We start from the raw sequence: 23,000 nt of genomic DNA on the forward strand, positions 1-23,000 counted from the left end.
TATAAAGCGCTTTCACTATTCAACTAAGAAAATCTTGTCTTTAATTTATAATTAAAAGTACAGAATGTTACGAAAAAGTACAGATTTTTATAAAAACAAAAAATATTTTAAGTTTTTTCCATCTAAAAAACACTGAGATTTTGTAAATTTTATACAGTATCCAAACGTCGCAGATTCTGTTCTACCTAACCTTTGACAAGCCTCTATTTTCTTCATAAAAAACATGCATACTTTTTCTCTTTTAGAACTTCTTATAAAGTATTTGAAATCAAGAATCAATAGAATATTATAAGAATATTAAAAAAATAAAGCATTTAATTTATTTATGGTATCATACAAAAAACATTTGTTTTCTCAATTAATCCCCCTAGCTGGATTCGTCTATATTGCACATATTTACAACATGAAAGACACTAAGCAAAAAAGGATTTTATTGAAGGGATGAAACATTACAAAACTCTTATTTAGGAACTTATGACATCCTCTTTTCTAGCAATATCGAGTTATCCCAAAAAACGTATATTTACTAACATAGATTACAGGTGGTGTATTGTGAAAGAAATAGTATTCGTTCAAAATAAAAAAAGACTCCTTATGAAATTCGGATTTTTAAAAAAAGATTTAGTACTTACCATTTCACTAATACTAGCAATTGTAAGCTGCTTAATACATTCGCCAAAGATCGAATATATTAACTTTGAAGTGTTAATTAGCTTATTTAATCTAATGGTGGCCATTAAGGCCTTGGAACAGCTAAAGATATTAGACAAACTTGCCGTTGCCATTTTAAATAAATGCAATAACAGCAGGTCAATATCTATTATTCTAATTTTGTTATGCTTTATTTGCTCCATGTTTGTAACAAATGATGTCGCTCTTCTCACTTTTGTACCAATAACACTTGTCATTAGTAAAAAAACACAAATGAACATGATGGATACAATCATCCTGCAAACAATTGCGGCAAACATCGGTAGTAGCTTGATGCCTATGGGAAACCCACAAAATTTATACCTATACTCTTACTATGGAATTAAGCTCATCCCATTTTTAGGTTCAATCCTGCTTTTAGCTGTACTTGGAATTAGTTTGTTATTTATATGTACTCAAAAACTTCAAAAAACAGATTTGAAAATAGAACTACCTGTTATTACCGTGAAAAATCGAAAAAAAGCTACCGTCTGGATTTTAATACTTATCACTATCATTGCATCTATTTTTGGTGTCATTAATTATTACATTGCGCTAATAGTTACATTAGTGGCAGCATTTACATTAGATAGAAACTTACTATTTAAGATCGATTACTTTCTTCTAATAACCTTTGTCTGTTTTTTTATTTTCATCGGAAACATTTCACATTCGGATGCACTGGAGACATTTGCTCGCGCTAATTTAAGAGGAGATACTTCAGTCTTCTTTAGTTCCATATTTTTGAGTCAATTGATTAGCAATTTTCCTACTTCAATTCTTCTATCAAACTTTACTTCTGATTGGAAAGCTTTATTACTAGGAGTAAATATTGGAGGGCTTGGAACAATTATCGCATCTTTAGCCAGTGTAATCTCCTATAAACTATTCATTCAGGCCAATGTTAAAGAGAGTAAGGCGTATTTAATTAAATTTAGCATTTACAACTTTTCATTTTTAATCATACTTACATGTATACAATACTTTATGTTTAAATTTCTAAAAATTTTTTAAAAAATTAATTCCTTTAGAAAAACCCAAATTTCTCAATTTAATGCTGAGATATTTGGGTTTTAATATAGGTATGTTTAAAGAGCTACAACAAAGTTACCATCAATTTAATATTTTGAGATGTTCTCACAGCGAAAATCTTTTAGCTTTTACGTTGTTTATTAGATTTCAGTTCATTTTTGAAGTCTTCTTCACAAAATCCTTAATGTCCCTCAATTTTTTCCTGCTAATATTATCTTTAATGGTTGAATCTATTTCAATTTTTAATTTTGCAAATGCTGCTCCTACACAATTATAGATACTTAATCCAAAAGCAAGATGTCTTGCAGTACCACTAAATGCCTTTTTAATATCAATGTCAGGACGATAAACGTTGAATTTATCAGGCCTTTCAAATACGTTAGAGTCACAATTTGTTGCACCAATCATACAGTAGTATCCACATAACTAGTTACATTCTCCTTTTTTCTATTGTTAATAGCTTCGTAATAAAAGCTGTTAAACAGCAAAAGTGCGAAGTCTTAAATTAGACTTCGCACCTTATACAAATTTACAATCCGTGAAGATACCAATACAAATGCAATACTAGATACATACTAATCACTCATTATATCTGTTGCTCTTTTAATTGGCCAATGTATAAACAAATCCTTTTACTTAGCCATTCTTCATGATTGGCTTGATTGTTTCTAGATACTTAATCCCTCTATACTCTTTCAAGCGGTAATCCATTCCGATGGAAATTACAAATGACAAAATTTATCCGTTTTTCCTACTTTCTAAATTCAGCAAGTAAAATGTTCTTAAAAACTTCCGGGTTATTAAGGTTTAAACTGTTCGAATTGATAGCGAGTGTATGTTTACCTCCAAGTGTTCCACCAGCAAAAGTGGAAAAACCTGGAACGGCACCCCTGTGTCCCCATACCGAGACACCGTTCGGAAGCTTAATTTCAAGTATTCCAAGACCATATCCGGTTCCCTCTCTATTTGTAGGAACTGTAGTAAGCATTTGTTTTAACTGCTGTTCCTTCAGTAATTTGCCACCTAGTAAGCAAGAGAAGAATTTGTTTAAGTCGTCAGCAGTAGAAATCATATCTCCATCCGAGCTACCTGGGTTAATATAAGTAACATCTTTTAGCTCACTCGCTCCGTCTAGTTGCAAGTAGCCACGGGCATGCTTGGTGCCTGGAATCACGCTTGAATTACCAGGTAGAAATGTATTTGACAAATCAAGCGGTTCAATAATCCGATTTTCAACCTCTTCCGCATAGCTGTTTCCTGTTACTTTTTCAATAAGGATTCCTAGTATTACATATCCTGTATTTGAATAAGACCAACCCTTTCCTGGTGCAAAGTCTGGGGGAAGTGAAATCCCCATCTTTACAAATTCTTCAGCCGTATACGATTTTTTTATATCCGTAATATCGAAGTCTTTTGAATTTATATAATCAGCAATACCACTTGTATGATTCAATATTTGACGGATCGTAATCTGGTTACCATCATATCCGTTTCCTTGAATAACGCCAGGTAACCATTTTTCAATGGAGTCGTCTAGATTCAAACGGTTCTCTCCAGATAATTGAAGTAGAACTGTTGCAATGAACGTTTTCGTCACACTGCCAATGCGAAAGCGAAAATCTGCTTTCATTGGTTTCTTAGTTCTCAGATCCGCTATCCCAGCCGTATAACTCCAAGTTTTACCACCCTTAGAAATTTGAGCGAGTATTCCTGGGTATCCAAGTTGCAGTTCATCTCGCATTGCTTTCTTAACGGAAGTACGATCGCTTTGCGTACTTGTTTGTAACGAACTAGATACATTTTGCGTAGGTTCTGCTTTTACAACTGATGTTGGTGTTATGTATAACAGGGAACTTCCACCTATTAAAAGTGCTAGACTTGCACATGTAATTTTACTGCGTGTTTTCATAAAGAATTCCTCTCTTCTATTTAAATTGTATTGATGGCTAATAGCTGTCTCATATACGAACCACACAGCTATCAACTCTCCCAATGATAAAAGTCAACACTGAATTTGCAATCAACGTACTAATCATTATTTTCACAAACACCATTGTGTTCTAACAATCTCTAAATCACTCTTTTTCTACATACATATTAATCATAGAAATTACTTCTTTTCCTTAAAACACTCTTGTTACTGATTATTTGTTTTATATGTAGGCCGTACTTGTTCCCCCCTTCATGCCTCCTTATATTTTTATCCTACACAATGAAAATCTCTTTTTTCTTACCTATTCCTTACAAATTCCTTACATACAAAATCACTTCTACAATAGGATTGAAGTAGCATCTGTGCCCGAAAGCGCAAAAAACACCGATGCTTTTCGCTTCAGTGTTTTTGCGCTTTACATATTGTAAGATTCGTTTTACTCTTAACAGGTTAAACTGCTGATTTTTTCTAATGCGATTATTCTTCTTGCTATATAAAACAAATTTCATTGTGTTATATGAAACACTATGAAATTTGTCATTAAGGCACATGATTCTAAATTTATTGATGTACTTGAGATGGACTCACTTTTTGAATTTGAACAAGTATATCAAACGCTTTACCTAATGATATATCAACAGTTTTTGGTATATCAGGCCCTTCGGTAGTTATTCCAGCGAAAATTGGATGTTGTTCGTTTAACCAAGTTTTTGTCACGCCGTTCGCCTTACGTAAATCAATAAAAAATTGATCTTTTTTAACTTGTCCAAAGATGTAGTTATAACTGTTTGGATCATCCGATTTTAATGTTCCATAGGGGCCAAATTCACCATTGCTATTCTTCACATTGTATTGTCCTTCATAAACTGACGTTCCAATAGATACGTACCGTTTTCCGTAATATTCTGCTAAATGCTGCCCTGCTACTTTAGGGTATATAAAAGAAAGCATATTTGTTTTCGAAACGTGTCCATTATGTCCCCATACAATGGTTTTTCCTAAATGTTCTTCAGTCCACTTCGCATTTTCATACATTGCAATATCATGTTTCAAATAAAAATCCGCTGGTTTATCAGGAGGTGTCGCTAACATTGTAGTAAACTGTTCAATAATACGAGCATTTTGCTTTATCCATACGAACTCTTTAGATTTCCCATTTAAATGACTTTTATTTTCCTCTAATAAAGCACTAATTTGTTTAGCATCTAAAACATACTTTTCTTTTTCTTCTTTCGTAAGGCTTTCAAAAGTATTCATATCCTTTGTTACAGGAATAAGCCCTTTTATCTTCTCTTCTACTCTAGGCAACAGTTTTGAATTATTCGCTTTAATATATTCTATTATATTATTATAAACATTTTCGTTTACTGATTGAATGTCCATCCCGATGACACGTACTTTCGATTTATGTTTTGGATTAGCATTATATTGCCGAATCCAATCAAGTAAATCTAGCATTTCTTTCGTCTTAAATACAGGTGTTAGATGTTGGCTTGGGTTTCCCTTACCAGTAAGAACATATCGATCAAGTTCCAAGGCCCTGTCCCATCCCTCTTCTAAAACTAGATTGGTAAAGCCCTTTTCAGATACTAAATACTTAACAATGCGGTGTTTCATCGTAAAAACTTCATGAGCCCCATGCGTAGCTTCACCTAAACCTACAATTGAAGCTGAACCTACCATATCCTTAAGTGGTTTCAAATCATTAAGAGATGCAGTTGGATTAGTTGTTTTTAAAGGCTTTGCATGTGCTTCTAACCATTTCGCTATTTGATTTGTATTATAGGGAGCTGTAACAGAAACCTCTGTTTTCGAATCTGCATAAGTATTTCCTACAAAATGAGTCATTGTTATAGCAGAAACAACAATTGCAATAATCATTTTCTTTTTCATAAAAAACCTCCTGAAATATTTACTTATAGCTTTTTGACATACTCTGCCAACTTCCGTTTAAAACATTCATTTTCTTATTACTGTTAAGATACATTTATTCTAGTTCCTAAAACTCACTTATTTCTTAATAGGTTCTTAAGAAATTCTTAATTCATTTATACGAATATAAAACTAAATAAGCTTCAATTCATTGTATTGTAAATTCCTCATTGCATAACATTATAATGTACAGATATTCGTTATAAATGATGTTATCTAAAGTATTCAATTTCAGTATGTATTATTAACGTAGTTAATATATGGTTAATATGAAGTTCCAAATTTTGATTGTTTGTAGTCTCTTTATCATAGAGTTAATTTAGGGGTTATTTTTTGTTCACTTCATTTTTTTCGGCACTCTGCATCTAGACGGTATACCCATTGGCCACAGTTAGACTATTTCAAATCAAAAAAATAGATTACCTGCACACTAAAGAGTATAGCGCACAGGTAATCTAGTTGTTTTTGAGATTAATAAAAAACTAATTTATCTTTTGAATTCTTCCATCAATAATAGACTGAATTGGTTCTTTTGATTTTTTTATATAATCTACTAATGCTTCAAAATCAGTTGGTCCTGTTTCAGCATCTTTACCGTTTTTAAAGGATACAAATCCATCTCCACCTGAAGCTAGAAATGCGTTCGCAACGACGCTGTAAGTTTTAGAAGGAATAATTTCTTCTCCATTTGTTAAGCGAATACTTGTTACTTTTTCTCCATTAGGCTTGTTCGCATCCCAAGTGTATTGGATACCTGAAATTTGAAGCATTCTTGTTATGTCTTTTTGCCATTGTTGATTTAAAATATCACGAATGTCTTGACCTGTTAAATTTACTTTTATTAATTGATTTCCGAATGGTTGAATACCATATATCTCTCCCCATGTAATATCACCAGCATCTAAGTCATTACGAATACCACCAGGATTCATAAGTGCAATTTGGGATTGCATTGTTGTACGCTGAGCATCAGCAACTAAATTTCCAAGAGTAGATTCACCAGCCATATTTTGTTTGCGATCTAGTGGAGCGATAGACTTACCTACAACTTCATTAACAAGAGGTGCGATTTTTGCTTGATATTTCTCCATCTTCTTCTTTATTTTTTTATCAGGCTCTATGCCTTCATGATAAGTTGTAACAATTTCTGCTTTTTTCTCAACAATATCTTGTGTCTTACGATCAATCTTTACATCAACATCAGCAAAAGCCATACCATAAGAATTTGCTTGTACGACAAGTTTATTATTAACAGTTCCATTTACATAGGTGTGGCTATGGCCACCAAAAATAACATCGACTTCTGGATCAGTCTCATTTGCTAATCGGACGATATCACCATTTGTTACGCCGTTCCCATCTGTTATACCTCCGTTATGTGCAAGAACAACGATAGATTTAACGCCTAGTTTTTTTAATTGCTTTACGGATTTGTTAATAGCTTCAACTTCATCTGTAATTTCTACATTCTTTAGCATAGTAGGCATAACAAGGTTAGGAACATCCGTTGTTACGACTCCGATAAAGCCAACAGGAACTCCTTGTACCTTTTTTATAGTGAATGGTGGTAAAAATAAACGACCGGTGGATTTATTATAGAAATTTGCAGCAACATATGGGAATTTTGCTCCTTTAAAATTTCCTGTTTTCTCATGGTATCCACCATAAATAAGGCGGTTCATTTCTTCAACACCTTCATCAAATTCATGATTTCCTATCGTTCCAACATCGAATTTCAAATCATTTAGAAATTCAATTGTAGGTTCGTCTTGTAATAATGCTGAAACAGGAGTACTTGCTCCAACAACATCTCCAGCATGTACCTTTAATGTATTTGGATTTTGTTTTTCACGATCACGTAAATAAGCCCCTAAGTACTCAATTCCCCCTGCATCTTTATTGTTAATTTTTTTTACAGTGTCTAGTTGCCCATGAAAATCGTTAATACCGAGCATTTGTACATCTATGTAGCGATTTTGTTCTGTACTTGCTTGGATTGAAGGCGCAACAAATACACTAGTAAAAGTAACTGTACTTAATGCTAAAGCAACTGGAATAATTTTTTTCAACATAAAATTTCTCTCCCCTAATTAAAATCTGACATAATACGATGTTATTTTAATATATTAAGAGAATTATTTCCATAAAAATTCTACCAATTATAAAAATTAATAAGATTTTATTGTTTTCTGACAAGATATTTCTTCCTCAAAAAATGTACATTTCTTTGTTTTGAGGATTATTCAAAATATTATCTTGATAGTAATATAGCAATACATCTAAAAGACCTAAAAAACTCTAAACAATAAATTTTTGCTGTTAAGAAGAATATTCAATTCGAAACTAATGAAGATTTATCAACCTAACATATCAATACCACCATTTAAAAAGATGCTCCTGGATTTATCCAAGAGCATCTTTTATAAAGCTTTATTTTTTACTTATTTATAATTTATCAACTAACAATTATATAGTTGTAATCAGTCCTTTAAAAATAATAGGAGTGCTTCATTAAATTCTTTAGCATGCGTTGCATTTAGCCCATGTGGACCACCCTTTATTAAGGCTACTTTAGAATTAGGAATTGCTTCATGTGTTAATTTCCCACTATATTCATATGGTACAGTTGCATCAGAATCACCGTGAATAATAAGAGTAGGTATATTAAACTTCTCCAAGTCTTTTCTAAAATCTGTCTTACTAAAGGCGGTAATACAATCAAGTGTTCCTTTAGGTGATGCACTGGCTGCAATATCCCAATTATATAAACGGAATGGCTCACTAACTAAATCTGTTCGATTACCAGCCGCGAAAAATCCCTTAGTAAATTCATCAAGAAATGCAAGGCGGTCATTTATCACACCACTTTTGAATGCTTCAATTGTTGCATCATCTAAGGCCCCTTCAGGATGATCCTCTGATTTGTATAAATACGGAGGAACTGCCCCAGCAAAAACAGCCTTTTCAATACGATCTGTTCCATACGTACTAATATACCGGGCTACTTCGCCTCCACCCATAGAAAAACCAACAAGTGTGACATTTTGAAGCTCTAAATGTTCTAATAGTTGATGTAAATCAGAAGTAAAGGTATCATATTCATACCCTTCCCACGGCTGAGATGATTGTCCAAATCCTCGACGATCATATGTTATAGCTCTGTATCCAGCCTCAACAAGAGCGGGAACTTGGTATTCCCAAGATCGACCACTTAACGGCCAACCATGAATGAGTACAACTGGTTTTCCTGTGCCATGATCCTCATAATATATCTCAATTGGTTCTTGCTTTTCGGTTCCTACAGTAATTTTAGCCATGCTTCTACCTCCCAAAAATATTCCAATATGTATCCTTTTCTTAAATAATCTGGATGAACGTCATAACCTATTCATGCACGTTTATGTTGTGAATTCTAAGTATGAAACTCTATTGTTCCAATGCATTCATTTTCTCCTTTTGGAACAATCCCCCCCCTCTAATACCTTTTGCATCATAAAATAATTACTGAACATTACTCCTATTCAATTGTAATAACAAAAATAGGTGACTATCAATATCGTTCTATCTATAGGATGTATAGGTAAAACCAATCTATTTTATAGTGAAAACAACTATAGTTACGACCTATACGAATTATAGATAATTTAGAATTGATTAACGAATCAGTTTTCAAATACTATAAATTTGTATAGCACTTCATGTTCTGTGAATGCTGCTATAACCAATATTATTGGTCAGCTTAGTTATAAACGAAGAAACTTATGATAGTATCCGACTATTTAAACTTTCTTCGATTACTTAATTTTTAGGAGGAATACATAATGACTGATCTCTATTCTCGTATTAACAAAGATGATGCTGTTGTGCTTTTAGTAGATCATCAAACTGGTCTTATGTCCGGACTAGTACGTGACTATGGTGTTGATGAATTCAAGAACAATGTTTTAGCTCTTGCTCATACTGCTAAGTTTTTTAATTTACCAGTTATTTTAACAACAAGTTTTGAAAACGGGCCTAATGGACCTTTAATGCAAGAATTGGTTGATCTCTTTCCTCATGCACCAAAAATAGCTCGACCTGGACAAATTAACGCATGGGATAATGATGATTTTGTAAAAGCAATCGAAGAAACTGGAAAAAAACAACTTATCATCGCAGGCGTAGTTACGGACGTTTGTGTTGCTTTCCCGGCACTTTCCGCTATAAAAGCTGGATATGAAGTATTTGCTGTTACTGATGCTTCAGGAACTTTCAGTAAACAAGTTGCAGATGCTGCCAATACACGTATGGCACATAGTGGCGTGCAACTTATGAACTGGTTTAGCGTAGCTTGCGAATTACAACGCGATTGGCGCAACGATGTCGAAGGTTTTGGCAATTTGCTTGCTAGCAATCTTCCAGGTTATCAAAATATAATTGGAAGCTATAGAGGCGCTCAGCGAGATCTTAGTAAACAAAATGCATAAATGTATCTCAAGGAAATAGCTTTAAATCACCTTTTTTAAAGTAGATAGTATAAATTTAGTGCTGATTAAATCAGCACTAAATTTAAATTAAAAAGTATAGTAGAGCTTCAATTGACAGAAGATACATTACTTTCAATAAACAATTGAAAAAGGAGCGTTTTATTATGAGTAATTTAGAATTGTTAAATCCGGAGAACAGTGCCTTAATTTTAATTGATTTTCAACCTCAAATGACTTTTGGAGTTGCAAGTATTGATAGACAAACATTGATTAATAACGTTATGCTACTTGCTAAATCAGCAAAAACTTTTAACGTACCTACTATTCTTACTACAGTTGAAACACGCAGCTTTTCTGGTTATTTTTGGCCACAAATTCTTGATATATTCCCAAACCATGAAATTATAGAACGTAGTTCAATGAACTCTTGGGAAGATCCGAAATTTGTTGAGGCAGTTAAAGCAACCGGTAGAAAGAAATTAATATTTGCAGCACTTTGGACTGAAGTTTGCCTTGCATTCCCTGTGCTTGAAGCAATTAAAGCTGGCTATGAGGTATATGCAGTTGATGATGCTTCAGGTGGTACTAGTTTGACAGCACATAACGCTGCTATGCGTCGTGTAGAACAAGCTGGTGCAATTCCAGTGACAGCAATTCAAGTTTTACTTGAATACCAACGTGACTGGGCACACAAAGACACTTATGATGCTGTAATGGAGATTGTAAAGGAACACACTGGTGCTTATGGTCAAGGTGTAGAATACGCATATACTATGGTGCATGGCGCGCTTCCAAGCAGGAAAATATGAAACAAGAAGGAGTAGCTGTCGAAGAGACTTATACAGGGAACACGATGGATGCTGGCAATCCAGTAACAACCATTGTTACATGGGAAATTCAAGAAGGTAGAGAAAAACAGTTTGAAACATGGAGACATGAAATTGAGGCTGCGGCTACTAAATTCCCAGGACATTTAGGTGTAAATCTAATAGTCCCAAGTAACGAATCCAGAGAGTATACTGTTATTTTTCGCTTTGATACGTATGAGCATCTACGTACTTGGCAAGAATCAGATGTTCGCCGGGATTTGTTAAAAACGGCGGAGCAATTTCAAGCCACTAATCCAACTTACAAAACTGAAAGCAGTTTGGCTTATTGGTTTGTTACTCCGAAAACGCCAGTTCCACCGCCAAAATGGAAAATGTCTATCGTTACCCTTCTGGGTGTATGGCCTCTTAGCATGTTAGTTCCTAAAGTGATAGGACCTATTATAAAACATATGAATCCTATTATGTCAGCTTTTTTTGTTTCTGTATGTATAGTGTCCTTGCTATCATGGGTAGTCATGCCGATTTTCGGTAAATTATTTCATCCATGGTTACAAAATAATAGAAAGTAGACGAGGTGTGAACATGAATTTACCGGATATGATCTTATATAACGGAAAAATTACTACCCTTGACCCTTCTCAGCCTGAGGTATCTGCTATCGCCATAACTGATGGTTTAGTCACTGCAGTAGGTGGAGATGAGCTTCTTAATAGTGCCACGGAAAAAACAAAAAAAATAGACCTTAAAAGAAAGAGAGCTATTCCAGGCCTGAATGACTCCCATATACACGTGATTCGTGGTGGTCTGCATTATAATATGGAATTACGTTGGGAAGGCGTGCCATCACTTTTTATTGCTCTAGAAATGCTCAAAGAACAGGCAAGGCGTACACCTGCTCCTCAGTGGGTAAGAGTAGTTGGAGGTTGGTCTGAATTTCAATTTAAAGAGAGACGGATGCCAACATTAGAAGAGATTAATGCTGTTTCTGAAGACACGCCTGTCTTTGTGCTACATCTTTACGATAGAGCACTTGTAAATCGTGCAGGGCTACGTGCACTGGGATACACGAAAGATACCCCAGACCCTCCAGGCTGTTTAATTCAGCGGGATAAAAGAGGTAATCCAACGGGCCTTTTAATTGCTAACCCTAACGCTTCTATTCTTTATTCAAGTTTGGGTAAAGCTCCAGTACTTAATCTTGACGACCAGATTAACTCAACTCGCCATTTTATGCGTGAATTAAATAGATTAGGTATTACAAGTGCCATCGACGCAGGTGGTGGTTTCCAAAATTACCCTGATGACTACAAAGTTGTTGAACATTTAGCCGAGAAGGAACAATTAACTTTGCGTATTGCTTATAATCTATTTACGCAAAATCCTAATCATGAATATGAAGACTTTGCTTCATGGGCAAAAATTGTTTCTCCCGGTCAAGGAAATGATAAGTATAAAATGAATGGTGCCGGAGAAATGTTAGTATTCTCGGCAGCCGATTTTGAAAAATTTCAAATGCCACGGCCCGAACTAGCTACAGTAATGGAAGCCGACTTAAAGAAAGTAATTTCTCTATTGGTGGAAAACCGTTGGCCATTCCGTTTACATGCAACTTATGACGAGTCAATCACACGTTTCTTAAATGTATTTGAGGAAGTTAACAGAGAAATTCCTTTTAATGGGCTACGCTGGTGGTTTGATCATGCAGAAACAATCTCAGATCGTAGTATGGAACGTGTTAAGGCTTTAAATGGCGGTATTGCCATCCAAGACCGCATGGCTTTTCAAGGTGAATACTTTGTTGACTTATACGGAAAGGAAGCTGCAAAGCATACTCCTCCGATTTATCGTATGTTAGACCTTGGTATACCTGTTGGCGCCGGTAGTGATGCAACCAGGGTTTCCAGCTATAACCCTTGGGTTGCTCTTTACTGGATGGTTGCTGGAAAAACCATTGGTGGGCTTTCCATATACGATGAAAAAAATAAACTTGATAGAAAAGTAGCCCTGGAATTATATTCAAAAGGAAGTGCGTGGTTCTCTGGCGATGAAGGTAAAAAAGGAACCCTGGCAGTAGGTCAGTTTGCTGATATTGCTGTATTGTCTGCTGACTACTTTACTGTGCCGGAAGAAGAAATCAAAGACCTTGAATCATTGCTCACCATTATGGGTGGGCAGGTTGTTTATGGAAATAATGAATTTAAAAACTTATCACCTGAATTGCCGCCAGCATCACCTGATTGGTCACCGACGGGCGTTTATGGTTATGGTGGTGCTAACCTAGCCAACACTATACTTTCTCACGATTCCCATGATAACAAGTTACATAGTTGTAGTAACCCTCTCCATCAACACACTCATACCGTAATAGGAAAAGATGGAACTAAATGGGGTATTGGTTGTACTTGCTTTGCTTTCTAAATCAAAACCACCGGTATAATGCCGGTGGTTTTCTTTCTACAATAAGGATATATAAATTCAAAATAGCAGTGTATATCCCTACATGGAATCTGTTACTATGCGATAAGACCGAAGAATTGATTGATTAACTTAACTTGTTTTTGATATCCTTCTCTCCTTGCAAAGTCTGTCCTTTTTTCCTTAATTAAAAGTCAATGGTATCCCCCTTTTTGATCGACTACACCACACATATAAATCCACTGTCCTTCGACTTTAATATAGATTTTAATTTTTTCAATTGTTACACTAGGATCATTATTATTTCTATTACACTGATACTTTTTGAGAATCATTTAACTTCTGCATAAAGATGCGTGCTGCAAAACTTAAAAATTTATCATCAAAGTGTATAAGATTAATATCTTGACTTGGTGTTGGATCAGTAATACGAACTATGCTCAAAGTATCATTATTAACAAAGTTAACCAGTGAAAGAGGTATTATGGCAACACCATGTCCATTGTATACAAGACTCAATAGAGAAATAGAAGATTTTGTTTCTATATTTGCTTCAGATAAAGATAACCCTAAACTCTCACAATATATCTTAATAGATTCACGACAACTACATGAAACCATTACTCTACTGAGCCCTACTAATTCTCGAAAAGAAACAAATGATTTTTCATTCAAAGGATGATTTTTGGGAATTACAAGGACGAGCTCTTCACTATACAAAAGGGTGTTTGTTAATGTGTCTGGAATTTGAGCACTACGTGTAATCCCGAAATCAATATTTTTGTCAACGATTTGATTTACAGCAACTTCGGATTCTATAATCTTTACTACAATGTTGGGATAATGTTGTTGAAACTTCATAATATAGGGTGTTAAATAAGTGAGATCCTCTAATAAACCTCCTATAGTAATCACACCTCTTTTTACACCCTTTAATTCAAAAATTTCATTATAAACGTCATCAAATTGTTTCATGATAAATTTTCCTTTATCAAATAGCAGCTTACCCGCTTCTGTCATTTTGATACCTCTTCCAACTCGATGAAACAAGGGTGTATCAAGTTCACCTTCTAAAACTCGTATTTGTTGACTTAAAGTCGGCTGTGAAATACCTAGAACTTCCGCAGCTTTAGTGAAACTATTATTATTACAAACTTGAATAAAATACTCTAAATGACGTAATTCCATTCTTGATACCCACTCTCCGCTTTATGAAAGATTTATAATTTAAAGGACGATATGTATACATTAACATAACAACTTTATTTCATATTATACCGATTGAAATTACACGCTTTATTCATTTTGTATTATAATAAATTTACTACCATTTATTAATTTTTCCTCCTATTTATTTAAATTATATTTAATTAGGACATTACTAATTCGAGATATATTTCTAAAGATTTATAGTTCTAGTGCATAATACCCTAATTTTTTCAACTTTTCGATTATCATTTTTTTCTCAGTATAGTCCAAACCACCAAATATTTGCTGAATCGCCTCTTTATGCTGGGGAAAAATAATATCCATTAGTTCAATACCTTCTGAAGTAATTGACGCATACGTGACACGGCGGTCTTTAGGACATGGTTTTCGTATTAAGAACCTCTTCTTTTCCAACTTATCCACTACATACGTGATACTACTACTTGCAAGTAATATTTTGTCTCCAATTTTTTGTATAGGCTGATCGCCTTTACTATACAGTAGCTCAAGCACTGCAAATTCAGTTGGATTAAGTCCATAACTTTTTATATCCTCTTCAATACGCTTAGTAATTGACTGTACTGCCCTTGATAATATAACAAATAACTTTAAAGATAAGCTCTCATCGTTAATCACGCTCATAATTACCAATCCTTTACAAGTTATCTTGAATTCGAGATTCATTATATTATCGTCAAAATATTATGTCAATCATTCATTTTAGCTTTATCAATCCATTTATAATTTATTTCTCAACATATGACATATGGAATTAGAAGAAAACAATTGTTACTATATAAGTATCTCAATTACGTTATTTCTTTTAAAGAGAGCTTGTTTTTAATCGCAAGTTCTCTTTTGCCATATTCTAAATTGAATCCGGACAAATTTCAGAGTATATGATATAGTTTTTAAATAAAGATTAGAGCTCTCCTACAGGAAGGAGAGCTCTAATCTTTCATATAAATATTCACCATTTTTATCATTGTGAGGACATCAAAACTTTAACTTGATGGGGATATGGTGCTATCTCAATTAATAAATATTACAAACCATATATCTATCATATTTTTTATAAACAGGATTAATTAGATTTAAAAAAAGATTTCTTTTTCTTTACTCGTAATAAGTCACCTGTCCATCCTTTGAATCGCATATACATATACATACCCGCTGTTGTGAAAATAATAAATAAGAGAGCGATTAAATAGCTATATTTCCATTCTAGTTCAGGCATGTATTTAAAATTCATACCCCATAATGCTCCTAAGGCTGTCAAAGGCGTACTCACAGCAGTTAATACAGTAAGAGCTTTCATAATTTCATTCCCACGATGAGAAGAAACAACTTCTTGTAAATGAATCATCGTGTCTAATTCTTCTTGGTACTCTTTAACAAGTTGTAATCCACGCTCTAATTTTACGTATGTTTGTTTATAACAAAGGGTGTTTGTTAGTTTTTCTAACCAAGCTTCTTTTAGGCCTTGTAACACTTCTTGTATTAAGCGAAACACATGTGTGTTCATAAATAATTCATGACGAATATGATAAATCCTTTCTAAAACTGCTATGTTATTATGATGATAAAAATCCCATAATACATTTCTGAAATTGTTTTCAAAGTAGTCAACCTTTCGCAAATAATGAGATATAAACATTGATAAGATAGCACATAATCCTTCAGCGGAACTATTACAATTTTTTGTACCCATAGGGAAATTATGTATTATTTTTTGGAAATCCTCTTCCTCTTTTTCCTGAACTGTTATCAGTATTCCATCAGCTACGAAATAATGAAGAAATTTTTGAATTTTGGCGTCCTTTTTATCTTGATCATATAAAAACGAACCATATACACAAGTTTGACTTGGTGATAACGTATAAACATATAATCCATTTTCACAAGGAGAACTTATTTTCTTTACAAATTGAGCGAAATAAGATGTTACATCACGAGGGATTATAGAAGAAAGTTTTTCAAGCTCACTAGTTTTCACATGATACCAACTCCATTTCGTCATTTTTATGCATTCCATATTATTCTTCCTTTCTAAATAGTTTTATGTTTGATTGAATCATATCCGTAATACGAAATTTGTATGTAGGTATTCATGTCTTGGAGGAAGAGTTTTTAGATCATCTAAATTACAAAATAAATAACATAGGAGGTCTTATTCTTTTAAAAGGAAGACCCCCTATATATTAGTTATTTTTATTTTCAATTTTAAACATTTCCTCTATACAAGCACTTTTTATCTTTTCTTATAAAGAATTTATTATATGTGGAAAATAAGCTACATAATTTGGCACGTCTATTCAACGAACTCCATTTCATTCGTTATTATAATTTGGATTCATATGCAGATTGATTGGTAATGTCCTCAAATACTTGACTCCCAATAATGTAGTATCCATGGAGTGCAGCCTCTTCCGAAGCGTCTACCATACGGAAAGAAGAAATTTCACTTTGCATTTTTTCAATTCGTTTTTTGTGGAGATCTACTATTCCTCCTGTCCAAATAATAGTGTTATACTGTTCTAACTTAAATTGTTCTTGTAATACACGCATGACGTCTTGGAAGTGTGCATCCAACTCTTTTTGAATCAAAGTATGAACCTGACTTGTCTCATGATTTTCTTCTCGACATTCATATCCTTTTTCTAATATGTTTGGCATGTCGTTAATATGCAATTGATTACTTTCACCCTCATGATTCTGCACGATATTCTTAATATTTTTCAAAGGCTTGCTACATCCTAGTTCCGCCTCATAATGATTTAAAATGACATTCTGTTTCATATCTGTCATTTCTACTGTACGAAATCCGCCATCAATAATTAAGATGCGATCTCGTTCCTGAATGATTCCCTCTTTTAAGAAATAGGCATGTAAAGCGACCGGTTGCTGAAGAATCAAAGCATTTTCCACCGTAATATGAATAAATTTCCCATCAATTTGTACGGAAGTCTCTTTTTTTAGTGCACGTTGTAATTGCTCATGCTGACTACCAAAACAAGTAACGGGGAGCCCAGTAACAACTAGAGGTAACACGACATTTTCTTTATAATCCTTTGCAATGCAACCAAATATTTGTTGTTTAAATCGTTCGCTTTCATAATAATTTTCTATTTCTTCGTCAAATGGAGGAAGAAACGAAGCGTCAGATTGATGTGCTTCATTTCCCATGTAGTATGCAAAATCTAAGTCTATAAAACTTACCTTTGTTAAATCTTCACTTTCAGCATGATTAGGTACAGGGGCTAGTGTGGAAGCTTCACTCTTGATTGTCATCTCAGAATCTACATCCTGTCGATATGCCCTTTTGGTAAAGCCAATTCCTACATCAATTGCATACAGAGATTTCATACTTTTTTCCTCACTTTCTATTTTTAGAATTAAATCTAGGCACTCTCTTCTTTCCCTTCTTTCACATATTTCTTTTCATTTTTCGTTTTTTCCCCGTCTAAGTTCTTACTATTTTCATTTATTTCGTAATCCTTTTCACCTGTTTTCTTTTTATTATTTTCGTTTTCTGTTAAGTCTTTAATGGTAGAAATGACAACTGGTGTGGCTGTAAGCAGTTGTGGTAATGTTTGTTTTGCAACATTAGCTGCAGTTACAGAAAATTGTTTACTTGTCTCAGTTACCTTCTCCAATGTTTCCTTTATGTTTCCTTCTTGTAGTTTTTCTTTTACGCTTTTTCCTTTTGTTTGTATAGCTTTCCGATTTTCTTTTTTTAATAGGGAGACTATGACTCCGGTCGTAATTCCAATCACAGCATATTTAAATATTGTATGTTTCATTTTTCTCATCCTTTTCTATTTTTATTTTCTTCCATGCTACAAACTAAAATAATTCCCTTACCTATTTATCAGATGTTGCAATCTATTACAGAGAATGATAGTTTTGCGGCTGCCTAGCATTCGCCATTGGTACTTCAGCTGTTACTAGGAGTAAAATCTTCCCTTGATCTAGTTTTTCTTCATATAAGTTAGCTTCCTCCTTCGACAACCCCATTTCTTCCATTTGATTTCGAAGTTCGTCCCCTTTTTTGGAGAAAAAGTTGATAATACTTGTTCCCAATCCTTGTTCTTTTACTCCAATCGTATTTGTGTTTGTATCATCCGCAATCCTTTTTGTTATATGTTTTTCATGTGCTAAAACATAAATGTCATCGTGGCGAACCCCTTGCAATTCTAGCTCTTTTACTTTCATAACTACTTCCTGTTCATTTTGATATTCATAAACTACCGTTTTTCTTTCATTCGTATGCATCGTATCTTTCCTCCTTTAGATTTTTTATTTTTTTATTTAGTTGTTATGTAATATGTAATACACCTATTTTAAAGATGTTAAACCTAAATTTTCAAAAAATTTTACACAATAGGTTATTCATGTTTTTAATATCAAAGAAATGTCACAAGCACTTTGCTTTGATAAAAGCGCTCCAAATAACGATTTGTTTGGAAGGTAAGCCCATTGTTTTATAGAAATCATAGCAAAATAAAAAAGCACTCCTTTTCAAAGAGTGCTTTAAAAAAACATACAACCTAATCAAAATATTTCTATTTTGATTACGGAAAGAAAGTCCTTATTAAAACATATGGTTGCTAATTTAATTGCGATCTGCCTTGCACCCAAGCAGCAATATCATTTATAACATACTCAGGGATATTAGCAGGACTATAATATTCATCTGGCTTACTTATTTCCCCATCACCCTCTGTAAAGAAATGATTTAACTTTGGATATAGTCGATAATCTACGTTATCTCGTTCTTTTAATTGTTCTTTCCAAAGAGGAATTTCAATTTTTGATTGAACTTGATAGTCTCTTTCTCCTTGAATAATAAGAAGCGGTGTCTTTTGTTCTTTTGACATTTCTGCCGCTTTAATTTTCCGTATAGAATCCCAAAATACTGCTGACCCTAAGTAAAAATCTTTTGGGGGATTCTGACCAGAGAAATTGGGATCATTTAATAATTCAAATTGCGATTTGTAGAATTTATATTGATCCAGGTTCATTGCTCCAATAGAGAAAAGGTACTCAAATTGATCTAAAACAACGTCTTGGATCGTACGAGCTGGCCCTCCCATTACAATTGCTCCAGCAATATTTTTATTTTGGTCTTTTTCAATCATTTTCGGAAGCATCATTCCACCTTGACTATGACCAAGAATATATATTTGATTCTTATTTATTAGAGGCTCATTTTTAAGAAATTGAGTTACAAGAAGAGCATCATCTGTTGTCTCTTTATCAACTGTATAAAAGGGACTGAATTGTGTTTTCAACCCATGTTCATACGTTCTTTTATTATAGCGAAGGACAGCAATTCCCTTCGATGCAAGACCTTCAGCTAAATCGCGAAATGGTTTTAAAGCAAACGCTGTTTCATCCTGATCAGTTGCTCCTGATCCTTGAACAAGAATAACCGCTGGAAAAGGCCCCTTTCCTTTTGGAACCGACAATGTTCCTGGTAATGGAAATGCACCACTTCCAACTACTACTTCTTTATCAACAAATGACTCAGGCTTACTATATGATGGACGCTCTGCAACAGGACTAAACGACATGCTGAGTTGAAAATCGTCTATTTTTCCAGATGGATCTAGTTTAATTAGTAAAGGTACAGTCATTTTTTCAAAAACTAATTGAATCTCCACATTTGTATGAACAGGATTTGTCTCTTTTTGTGTAACCTCTCCAATTTCTATAAAAGAACCTGCTTGTAATTGCACTGGGAGTCCCTCCCAATAGCTTTTCAGCCATTCTTCGGATATTATTTTCTGTAATGACCTTGAGGTTAAATCAAATGCAGATTTATAATCTTCACTATTCATATGGCGAATAAATGAAAGAGTAGTAGATATAATAGGATTTTCATCATCACTATTGTCTACTTTTTTTATAGTTGTGTTTGCTTCCTTTAATTTCGAACTAAATTGGTAGTTAAACGGATAGTTATATGTAACAGGATATAAGCTTGTTTTCAATACTTCCGTATTCCGTCCCTCATACAAACTTGAAGAACTCGTAAAATTTTCAGGTGAAATTACTTCCTCCGCATATGTGACTGAAGGAATTGCTATTGTAAAAATTGCACTGACAAGTAATAACTTATTACTTATTCTTCTTTTCTTACCCATAATTATTGATTCTCCTTCCAAAATTTAAAATTTCTAATAGAACATGCCAACTATAAGGAAAATAAAAATTATTAAAGAGATTAATAATCTATTTTACGATCCCCCCTAACTAGTTAAAAATCTATCATTAACAAACTTCAATAAAAAATGCCTTCCCCCTCTTTTTTTATCATTGGATTTTTCAGTGACATAGAAGCGCAGCGCTGCATTACATGTAACTGACCCATGGGGTTCTCTATTCTAAAAGAAAGCAGCACCCCACAAGATACTTTCTTTAATTGTTCTCACTCTAATTTATTTAGATAATTCTCTTATTACTGTAAGATACATTTATTCTAAATCCTAAAACTCACTTATTTCTTGATAGGTTCTTAAGAAATATCAAAAAATAAAGAAAAAAGTTATTTGGTTATTCATTCCGCAAGCTTAATGCTCAAGTTAGTTTTTTTCACATGGTGAAACTTTATTAAGAAAACTTTAAGGAATTTCCCTCTATATTTATAAGAATTTTTTTCTATACTGAAGCATGTAAATGAACAAGAGGAGAAACGATAATGAGAAAATTTGTAATTTGCATATTAGGAATAGGCCTTCCTATATACTTACTACCTTTCATATTACGCGGGGATTTAGACAGATTTAATCCGTTTGCTGAAGAAAAAAATGTATATGCCGTTGCGAAAGGATATGGTGTTCCGGATTATCATCAAAAAGGAAAAGCTATGTACTCACTAAAAGCTGTTGATGAATTAAGCAATGAAAAAGAATATAATGTTGGAACGAACACGCCTAATGATTTTATAAGAAAAACTTACTTAAAAATTCATGTGAAAGGAAAGTATGTGTATTCTTACGATATTATTTCTAAAGAGGATATTCCGGAGAAAATAAGGGGACAATTGGAGATAGCAAATAAATAAAAGAGCCAATTCATACGATTTGGCTCTTTATTCTCTCTCCCATCTACCGTTTGGATAATTCTTTCGGTAGATTTATTAAATTCGTTATCATTGTTTCAATAACCATTCTTCAATTACTTTCACTGTTTCATCTCGTTGTGCTTTTGCCGTAATTAAACTCGCATTATCACCTTTTTGCTCACCATACATGCCAAAATGAGCATGATTGCCCCCTTTTATCATGTGCATAGTTGTATTCTTTGACATGAACTTTTTATTGTTCTCTATTTTTTCTACAGTTGCTAAAGCATCTACTTCCCCGTAAATTGATAACATTGGAATCGACTTAGTAGAGAAGTCATCTGCAGGATACGAACCTAAGAAAATAATCCCGTCTACCTTTTCTTCATGTTGAAAGGCATACCTAGAAATCATAGCTCCACCCATTGAATGCCCAGCAACATACCATTTTTGAACTTCCGGATACTGTTCAATTACACTATCTACCTCATTTATTCCAAATATCGCTAAATTTAATGGTAACTTAGGCATTACTACAAAATGCCCATCTTTTGCAAGAGCTTCTCCTAAGTAACTATAAGCCTCGGCTTCTACTTTAGCTCCTTGATAAAAAATAACTCCTATTTTTGCATCTTTCTCTCCAAAAACTATATAATCTGCATCTTTTTTATCATCTACTAAAGACAAAGCCTCTTTCGTTGGTTTATAAGTAAACTGAGACCAAGTTAAAAAAGTAATACTTCCGATCATTAAAATACCTACTACAGAGTACAGAACAATTTTTATCCATTTCTTCACACATATGACCTCCCTAAGATGTGTATATTCTATACTTTAGATTATCATTAATAAACATAAAAACTCGAGCATTTTCTTTGTGCTCAAGTTTTCATTTACGTCTTTAATTTATACTATAAATTGTCCAAGATAAATATGTAGCAAATGCAGACCATAAAAAATATGGGATTAGCAACCATGCCGATACTTTAGATAAATTGGAAGAAAACATAATGAGAAGTAACGTAGTAATAGCGACTAGTAAACAATCTACTGTTGCTAAAAATAAATTTTTTTCACTAAATTGAAAGTAGCTGAACGCTTGATTACATATATAATTTAAAAGGAATAAAAACCAAAATGTTTTTGACTTGAATCCATAGTTGTTGTAAATAATTGCAACTGATAATGCAATAAGTCCAAATAATACAGCCCATATCATTCCGATTGTCATACCAGATGGTGTCCAAGACGGCTTTTCTAACGCATCATACCAAGTACGATCAATAGGGAATAAAACACTAGAAACATAAAACAAACCATATGTTAGTAAAAATACTATAATACTAGATTTTTTCATAAACATTCTCCTTTTTACTAGAAGATTATAGAAACTTTATATGATTAGTATGTCCTTGTAATGGATA

20 protein-coding genes are annotated in these 23,000 nt (G+C 33.5%); 6 read left to right on the forward strand and 14 right to left on the reverse strand.

Annotation, left to right across the window (positions count from 1 at the left end):
* The first annotated feature begins 552 nt into the window (after window positions 1–552).
* The gene (locus tag C3Y97_RS15315; RefSeq protein WP_033695827.1) at window positions 553–1,704 is read left to right on the forward strand and encodes an anion transporter; all 1,152 of its coding nucleotides are present in this window, start codon (window positions 553–555) and stop codon (window positions 1,702–1,704) included.
* Window positions 1,705–1,869: 165 nt separating this feature from the next.
* Here C3Y97_RS15315 and C3Y97_RS15320 read toward each other — a convergent pair whose 3' ends face one another.
* The 5 genes from C3Y97_RS15320 to C3Y97_RS15340 form a co-directional block, all read right to left on the reverse strand.
* A complete protein-coding gene (locus C3Y97_RS15320) occupies window positions 1,870–2,130 on the reverse strand; it encodes a cytochrome P450 (RefSeq protein ID WP_002204756.1) in 261 nt (86 codons plus the stop codon).
* Between the two features lie 343 nt (window positions 2,131–2,473).
* On the reverse strand, window positions 2,474–3,631 hold the full coding sequence (locus C3Y97_RS15325; protein WP_033695826.1) for a serine hydrolase domain-containing protein: 1,158 nt from the start codon (window positions 3,629–3,631) through the stop codon (window positions 2,474–2,476).
* Between the two features lie 585 nt (window positions 3,632–4,216).
* Window positions 4,217–5,548: an erythromycin esterase family protein gene (locus C3Y97_RS15330; RefSeq protein ID WP_025687850.1), complete on the reverse strand. Its 1,332-nt coding sequence runs from the start codon at window positions 5,546–5,548 to the stop codon at window positions 4,217–4,219.
* A gap of 521 nt (window positions 5,549–6,069) precedes the next feature.
* A complete protein-coding gene (locus C3Y97_RS15335) occupies window positions 6,070–7,659 on the reverse strand; it encodes a bifunctional metallophosphatase/5'-nucleotidase (RefSeq protein WP_000913808.1) in 1,590 nt (529 codons plus the stop codon).
* A gap of 408 nt (window positions 7,660–8,067) precedes the next feature.
* On the reverse strand, window positions 8,068–8,904 hold the full coding sequence (locus C3Y97_RS15340) for a bromoperoxidase (RefSeq protein WP_100655322.1): 837 nt from the start codon (window positions 8,902–8,904) through the stop codon (window positions 8,068–8,070).
* A 504-nt stretch (window positions 8,905–9,408) separates the two neighbouring features.
* On the opposite strand from C3Y97_RS15340, the gene ycaC reads away from it, so the two are divergent.
* The 4 genes from ycaC to C3Y97_RS15360 all read left to right on the forward strand — a co-directional run bounded on the left by ycaC (window position 9,409) and on the right by C3Y97_RS15360 (window position 13,301).
* Window positions 9,409–10,053 (forward strand): isochorismate family cysteine hydrolase YcaC, encoded by a 645-nt coding sequence (gene ycaC / locus C3Y97_RS15345; RefSeq protein WP_000131227.1) that lies wholly within the window; start codon window positions 9,409–9,411, stop codon window positions 10,051–10,053.
* A 164-nt stretch (window positions 10,054–10,217) separates the two neighbouring features.
* Window positions 10,218–10,862: a hydrolase gene (locus tag C3Y97_RS15350; RefSeq protein ID WP_000067162.1), complete on the forward strand. Its 645-nt coding sequence runs from the start codon at window positions 10,218–10,220 to the stop codon at window positions 10,860–10,862.
* Window positions 10,859–11,452: an antibiotic biosynthesis monooxygenase gene (locus tag C3Y97_RS15355; protein WP_000806860.1), complete on the forward strand. Its 594-nt coding sequence runs from the start codon at window positions 10,859–10,861 to the stop codon at window positions 11,450–11,452. Before C3Y97_RS15350 ends, C3Y97_RS15355 begins: the two co-directional genes overlap by 4 nt.
* A gap of 13 nt (window positions 11,453–11,465) precedes the next feature.
* On the forward strand, window positions 11,466–13,301 hold the full coding sequence (locus C3Y97_RS15360) for an amidohydrolase (protein ID WP_001052854.1): 1,836 nt from the start codon (window positions 11,466–11,468) through the stop codon (window positions 13,299–13,301).
* Between the two features lie 306 nt (window positions 13,302–13,607).
* Here the strand turns inward: C3Y97_RS15360 and C3Y97_RS15365 are convergent, their stop codons facing one another.
* The 7 genes from C3Y97_RS15365 to C3Y97_RS15395 form a co-directional block, all read right to left on the reverse strand.
* Entirely contained in the window at window positions 13,608–14,486 is an 879-nt protein-coding gene (locus C3Y97_RS15365) for a LysR family transcriptional regulator (RefSeq protein WP_000423182.1), read from the reverse strand.
* 219 nt (window positions 14,487–14,705) lie between these two features.
* Window positions 14,706–15,149, reverse strand: a complete 444-nt coding sequence (locus tag C3Y97_RS15370; RefSeq protein WP_000111425.1) for a MarR family winged helix-turn-helix transcriptional regulator — start codon at window positions 15,147–15,149, stop codon at window positions 14,706–14,708.
* A gap of 442 nt (window positions 15,150–15,591) precedes the next feature.
* Entirely contained in the window at window positions 15,592–16,542 is a 951-nt protein-coding gene (locus C3Y97_RS15375; protein WP_000388923.1) for a magnesium transporter CorA family protein, read from the reverse strand.
* Between the two features lie 305 nt (window positions 16,543–16,847).
* On the reverse strand, window positions 16,848–17,873 hold the full coding sequence (locus C3Y97_RS15380) for a ParM/StbA family protein (protein ID WP_136363500.1): 1,026 nt from the start codon (window positions 17,871–17,873) through the stop codon (window positions 16,848–16,850).
* 35 nt (window positions 17,874–17,908) lie between these two features.
* Entirely contained in the window at window positions 17,909–18,310 is a 402-nt protein-coding gene (locus C3Y97_RS15385) for a hypothetical protein (RefSeq protein WP_000683216.1), read from the reverse strand.
* Between the two features lie 85 nt (window positions 18,311–18,395).
* Window positions 18,396–18,782: a YflT domain-containing protein gene (locus tag C3Y97_RS15390; protein WP_000557320.1), complete on the reverse strand. Its 387-nt coding sequence runs from the start codon at window positions 18,780–18,782 to the stop codon at window positions 18,396–18,398.
* Window positions 18,783–19,117: 335 nt separating this feature from the next.
* Complete coding sequence (locus C3Y97_RS15395; RefSeq protein ID WP_136363501.1) at window positions 19,118–20,656, reverse strand: alpha/beta hydrolase; 1,539 nt, start codon at window positions 20,654–20,656, stop codon at window positions 19,118–19,120.
* Between the two features lie 554 nt (window positions 20,657–21,210).
* On the opposite strand from C3Y97_RS15395, the gene C3Y97_RS15400 reads away from it, so the two are divergent.
* Window positions 21,211–21,576, forward strand: a complete 366-nt coding sequence (locus tag C3Y97_RS15400) for a YxeA family protein (protein WP_121868432.1) — start codon at window positions 21,211–21,213, stop codon at window positions 21,574–21,576.
* A gap of 87 nt (window positions 21,577–21,663) precedes the next feature.
* Here C3Y97_RS15400 and C3Y97_RS15405 read toward each other — a convergent pair whose 3' ends face one another.
* Both C3Y97_RS15405 and C3Y97_RS15410 read right to left on the reverse strand, forming a co-directional pair.
* Entirely contained in the window at window positions 21,664–22,374 is a 711-nt protein-coding gene (locus C3Y97_RS15405; protein ID WP_000758855.1) for an alpha/beta hydrolase, read from the reverse strand.
* Between the two features lie 103 nt (window positions 22,375–22,477).
* Window positions 22,478–22,933 carry a TspO/MBR family protein gene (locus C3Y97_RS15410; protein WP_000749756.1) on the reverse strand — a complete coding sequence of 152 codons (456 nt, stop codon included), beginning with the start codon at window positions 22,931–22,933 and terminating at the stop codon, window positions 22,478–22,480.
* Window positions 22,934–23,000: the final 67 nt, after the last annotated feature.

This window comes from Bacillus sp. DU-106, assembly GCF_004799705.1.
Classification (GTDB): Bacteria; Bacillota; Bacilli; order Bacillales; family Bacillaceae_G; genus Bacillus_A; species Bacillus_A cereus.